The organism is Roseofilum sp. (assembly GCF_982964205.1).
Genome location: NZ_CEZBFX010000202.1, coordinates 1 through 3,952 on the forward strand (window position 1 = coordinate 1; position 3,952 = coordinate 3,952).

The window sequence follows — 3,952 nt, forward strand, 5'->3', positions numbered from 1 at the left end:
ATTTGTTTGCTGGGGAGCAGTTTGATGAGGAGCTGGGGCAGTATTATTTAAGGCAGAGGTATTATGATACGACGACGGGACGGTTTACTAGACGGGATACTTATGAAGGGCGTTTAGAGGAACCTATTAGTCTGCATAAGTATTTGTATACAGGTGCTAATCCAGTTAACTATATAGATCCCAGTGGTCTATCGCGTATTGGACATATAATAATTGCATGGATGGTAGCTGATACACTCATGAGAATAATTGGTGATTTTTTCAACCCGCTTGCGGTAGATCCATTTAGCATCAACATTCCCAATCCCAATTCTATAAGTGGTGCTACCAGTCGTTCTGTTGTTTTGAAACCTTCTAGAGACGTTGTAGATAGTTTTACCCAGCTCAATATGCACAGAGTATATGATGATACTTTACCTGTGTACCCAATTCAGACAGGAAACAGAGCATTTGATGGAGTAGTAACTCGACTTGAGACTGGAGGACAAATCTTTCATGGTTACAATTCAAGATTTGGTACTGGTCGATTGGCAGATGATCTAGCACGTCGAGAGTTTGCCGATCTAGGCTTTCTCAATCCTAGCGGCAAAGGGCCAAGTGGGGCTTTTGCTAGTCATGCTGAAGGCCATGCATTTATTCAAGCATACCGAGCTAATGCACTTCATGGAAATGCTAGACTGTTTATTGATACTACAATGTGTGCATATTGTGGTATGCGCGGAGGAGTAAAAAATGCTTTTTTGAGTTCAGGACTCGACTCATTAGAGGTGTTTGAAATAGAAGTACCAGGTCTGGTAATAAAAACAGTCTTTGAAAAGTAGTGTATATTGTTTACTATAGAGTCTATATCATCTATTATATTGGCGGGAATAAATAATGTATATCACTGATTTGTCTGCTGGAGACCAAAATCATCCAACTTTGATTAAGCATCCAACCTGGGAACAAATAAGAAATGCTATTCTCGACTTAGATGGTTGTGCTTGTAATTTAGTAACTATTGGAAAAGAATATGATAAACCAGAACGTAAAGGTGATACAGAAGAGTTTATGGCGATTGCGGGAGGGGGCGACAATAATTTCTATGTATGTAAATATTATTCCTATGAAAATGAATATGATGAGTTATTTTTATATGATACTTCCAAATCTTTAACAGAAGAGATAGAAATTGTGGATGTTTTTCCTGATGTATTTCCTTTAGCGGTATGTTTTAATATCGATCCTATTTTAAGAGCTGCTAAAACTTATTCATTTTTGGGTCATAGAGATAAGTCTTTTCATTGGGGATATTGCTCTTTCAATAAGTCTTCACAGCTCGAAATTATTAGGGTAGAGTAACCAATAAGAATACCAACCTCAAGAGTATACCTTGGATACCATAGATTGGACGAAAGTTCTCTATCCCTTAGATATGCCAGTGCGCGTAGTGGGTTTAGATGCACCGCGCACTCGCAACGAGTACAGTCAAGATGGGCGAGTGTTAGCCTCTCTTGACGAATTAGGAAAGATGATAATATTCGCGTTTCTCAGACGGTAGGTGGGGAAAAAACCAGCTTTTTATTGGATAAGAATCGTCCTTACGACCAGGTGTTGGCTGAGTTTGTTGATGGGGAGGAAGTGGCGAGTTATGTGTATGGTTTGGATCTGATTTCTCAAGAGAGAAATGGGGAAGATTGGTTCTATTTTGTGGATGGGTTGGGTAGTACGCGAGGGTTGACTGATAGCAGTGGTGAGGTGACTGATGCGTATTGGTATGATGCTTATGGCAATTTGGTGGAGCATGAGGGGAGTAGTGAGAATGATTATTTGTTCGCTGGGGAACAGTTTGATGAGGGGTTGGGGCAGTATTATTTAAGGCAGAGGTATTATGATACGACGACGGGGAGGTTTACGCGACGCGATACTTGGGAGGGGCGTTTAAATAAACCGATTACGCTCAATAAGTATCTTTATGCTAATGGCAATCCGGTTCGTTATATTGATCCTAGTGGGTTATATGCAACAACACTTGGCGCTTATTTTGCAATTGAAGCTGTTCTACTTGCCATTGCTATTATAGGAATTGGCGTTGCGGCTTACTATGATACCAACTACGAGCCTGAGCGTCTTCGTGGTTTTGGAGAAGGCCCTGGGATTAATATACGCGAGCTAGAGTCCCCTCGCCCTCGCGATCCAATAGAACCTCTATGGAAGAGACTCTTGAGTTTCCCTCTGGGACAACCTCAATTTCCCGATCATACGGGTCATCCACCTGATAATACTTTGGATGATTTGATTCGTTATCTTTTTCCTATAGAGGAAGAGCGGCCTATTGAAACTAACCCACAAAAAATAGGCGAGGCAACTGGGCATAGTGAAAAAGAAATTAGGATCAAGATCCATAAGGCAAAGAAAGATCCTATAGTACGTGCTAATAAAGGTAAAAAGAACCCAGATGTAGGTGTCGATATTGAGACTGGTGAAATTTATATTGAGATCGAAAAAGGAGTTTTTTCTGAAGATTCAATTGGCAATATTTTTGGCCCTTGACCCAAGTTGTAGTAAATACATAGAACCATGAAAGAACAGTTTTTTTGTAGTGCTGAATTTTGTATTTTCAGCAAAGTAATAACAGCCCAAGAAATGATGAAATATTTTTCTATTGAGCCTACTAGATTCTATGAAAAAGGGACACCTCTTAGTCAGAGAAATCCAAAATCTAAACGCCGAGAAACAGCCCATTGGATACTAGAGAGTCAATTAAAAGAGGTAGAACCTTTACACTTACATATTGAAAATTTAATTTCCCTAATAGAAAATCATGCTGATATTAATGGCTTAAAAAAAATAGCTTCGGATTGTAAGTTTGAAATGTATTGTGGCTATTTTTTTGAATATCCTAATAGCAAAGACGTGATTTTAATTGACTCTTATTTACTGAAGCGTCTTACGGCTATTCCAATAGATATTTCAATTAGTTTATATCCCGCCGATCCTGATGAAATTTAGGAGAAAAAGAATTGGTTAAGACAGCTCAATGAAGGCTTTTGATAAAGAGTATAACTGGTGGGATCACTCCAACACTTATCGCCTCCCCTAACTACAACAAAGAATCCGGATCGATATTCAACTGTCACAATTTCTCCCGTAGCTGTTGTAGATCGGATTCGGCACTCTCCGCTCGCTCTTGTTGGCGTTCCGTTTCCTGTCGTTGGCGATCGCGTCTTATTCTAGAGTAGTCTAAGTGGTGCGATCGCACTTTAATTCTTGGAGTAATCTGTCCAAATATTCTCTACCTTCTGCACCATATCGCGTTCCTAAGACAATTGAAAGCTCAACATATCCGGGAGCCGAAAGCAGACAAATTTCGTTACTGGCAATTAGCTCTAGGAATGTTGATTCTTCGGGTTCGGCATACATAATGGCTAAGATAGCAGAGGGATCGATAACCACTAATCTAGTCCTCCCCACTGATTGTAGCCGACGATTTCCTCAGCCGATCGCCCATCGCGAACGGGTAAACTTCTGATGCGATCGCAGATTTGATGTACGGCTGCCTGATTAATTTTTCTCTTCTGTGCTGTAGAATTACGAGGAGCTTCTTGTGACAATTCAATCAGCCATTCCAGTAAAGCTTGGCGATCGCCCACAGGGAGATACTGGATCTGCTGCTTGAGTTCTACTAGAGTAGGGTTAAGGTTTCCTGCCATATACTCCCCTCAGTTCGTTTTCTCTGTTCATTATATGGCGTTTCTGGCAGAAGATGGAGATGGGTAGCTCTATCAAGAGGCGATCGCTCCCACCAACTACAACAGAGAATCGGGATCGATATTCAACTGTCGCAGTTTCTCCCGTAGCTGTTGTAGATCGGATTCTGCACTTTCAGCTCGTTCCTGCTGGCGTTCCGTTTCCTGACGTTGGCGATCGCGCTCCAATTCCGCACCATCTGCTCTTTCTCGTTGGCGTTCGG

At 41.1% G+C, this 3,952-nt stretch carries 8 protein-coding genes; 5 read left to right on the forward strand and 3 right to left on the reverse strand.

What is annotated here, in order from left to right:
• The 5 genes from AC3A14_RS24210 to AC3A14_RS24230 form a co-directional block, all read left to right on the forward strand.
• The coding region (locus AC3A14_RS24210) for an RHS repeat-associated core domain-containing protein (RefSeq protein ID WP_487779213.1) at positions 1-821 on the forward strand (821 nt) is incomplete at its 5' end.
• Between the two features lie 55 nt (positions 822-876).
• The gene (locus AC3A14_RS24215) at positions 877-1,341 is read left to right on the forward strand and encodes a hypothetical protein (RefSeq protein ID WP_487779214.1); all 465 of its coding nucleotides are present in this window, start codon (positions 877-879) and stop codon (positions 1,339-1,341) included.
• Between the two features lie 31 nt (positions 1,342-1,372).
• Positions 1,373-1,540: a hypothetical protein gene (locus tag AC3A14_RS24220; RefSeq protein WP_487779215.1), complete on the forward strand. Its 168-nt coding sequence runs from the start codon at positions 1,373-1,375 to the stop codon at positions 1,538-1,540.
• Positions 1,541-1,563: 23 nt separating this feature from the next.
• Positions 1,564-2,532, forward strand: a complete 969-nt coding sequence (locus tag AC3A14_RS24225; protein ID WP_487779216.1) for an RHS repeat-associated core domain-containing protein — start codon at positions 1,564-1,566, stop codon at positions 2,530-2,532.
• 27 nt (positions 2,533-2,559) lie between these two features.
• Positions 2,560-2,991: a DUF4279 domain-containing protein gene (locus tag AC3A14_RS24230; protein WP_318736183.1), complete on the forward strand. Its 432-nt coding sequence runs from the start codon at positions 2,560-2,562 to the stop codon at positions 2,989-2,991.
• Positions 2,992-3,115: 124 nt separating this feature from the next.
• Here the strand turns inward: AC3A14_RS24230 and AC3A14_RS24235 are convergent, their stop codons facing one another.
• Genes AC3A14_RS24235 through AC3A14_RS24245 form a run of 3 tightly spaced genes read right to left on the reverse strand, consistent with a single transcriptional unit; the run spans position 3,116 to position 3,692 of the window.
• On the reverse strand, positions 3,116-3,241 hold the full coding sequence (locus tag AC3A14_RS24235; RefSeq protein ID WP_318736180.1) for a hypothetical protein: 126 nt from the start codon (positions 3,239-3,241) through the stop codon (positions 3,116-3,118).
• Positions 3,223-3,435 (reverse strand): type II toxin-antitoxin system VapC family toxin, encoded by a 213-nt coding sequence (locus tag AC3A14_RS24240; RefSeq protein WP_318736178.1) that lies wholly within the window; start codon positions 3,433-3,435, stop codon positions 3,223-3,225. The genes AC3A14_RS24235 and AC3A14_RS24240 overlap by 19 nt, the downstream gene beginning before the upstream one ends.
• The gene (locus AC3A14_RS24245) at positions 3,435-3,692 is read right to left on the reverse strand and encodes a hypothetical protein (RefSeq protein ID WP_318736176.1); all 258 of its coding nucleotides are present in this window, start codon (positions 3,690-3,692) and stop codon (positions 3,435-3,437) included. The genes AC3A14_RS24240 and AC3A14_RS24245 overlap by 1 nt, the downstream gene beginning before the upstream one ends.
• Positions 3,693-3,952 lie beyond the last annotated feature (260 nt).

Coding starts and splice junctions, on each gene's coding strand:
- AC3A14_RS24245 (WP_318736176.1), bottom strand. CDS start 3,692: ATGGCAGGAAACCTTAACCCTACTCTAGTAGAACTCAAGCAGCAGATC.
- AC3A14_RS24215 (WP_487779214.1), top strand. CDS start 877: ATGTATATCACTGATTTGTCTGCTGGAGACCAAAATCATCCAACTTTG.
- AC3A14_RS24230 (WP_318736183.1), top strand. CDS start 2,560: ATGAAAGAACAGTTTTTTTGTAGTGCTGAATTTTGTATTTTCAGCAAA.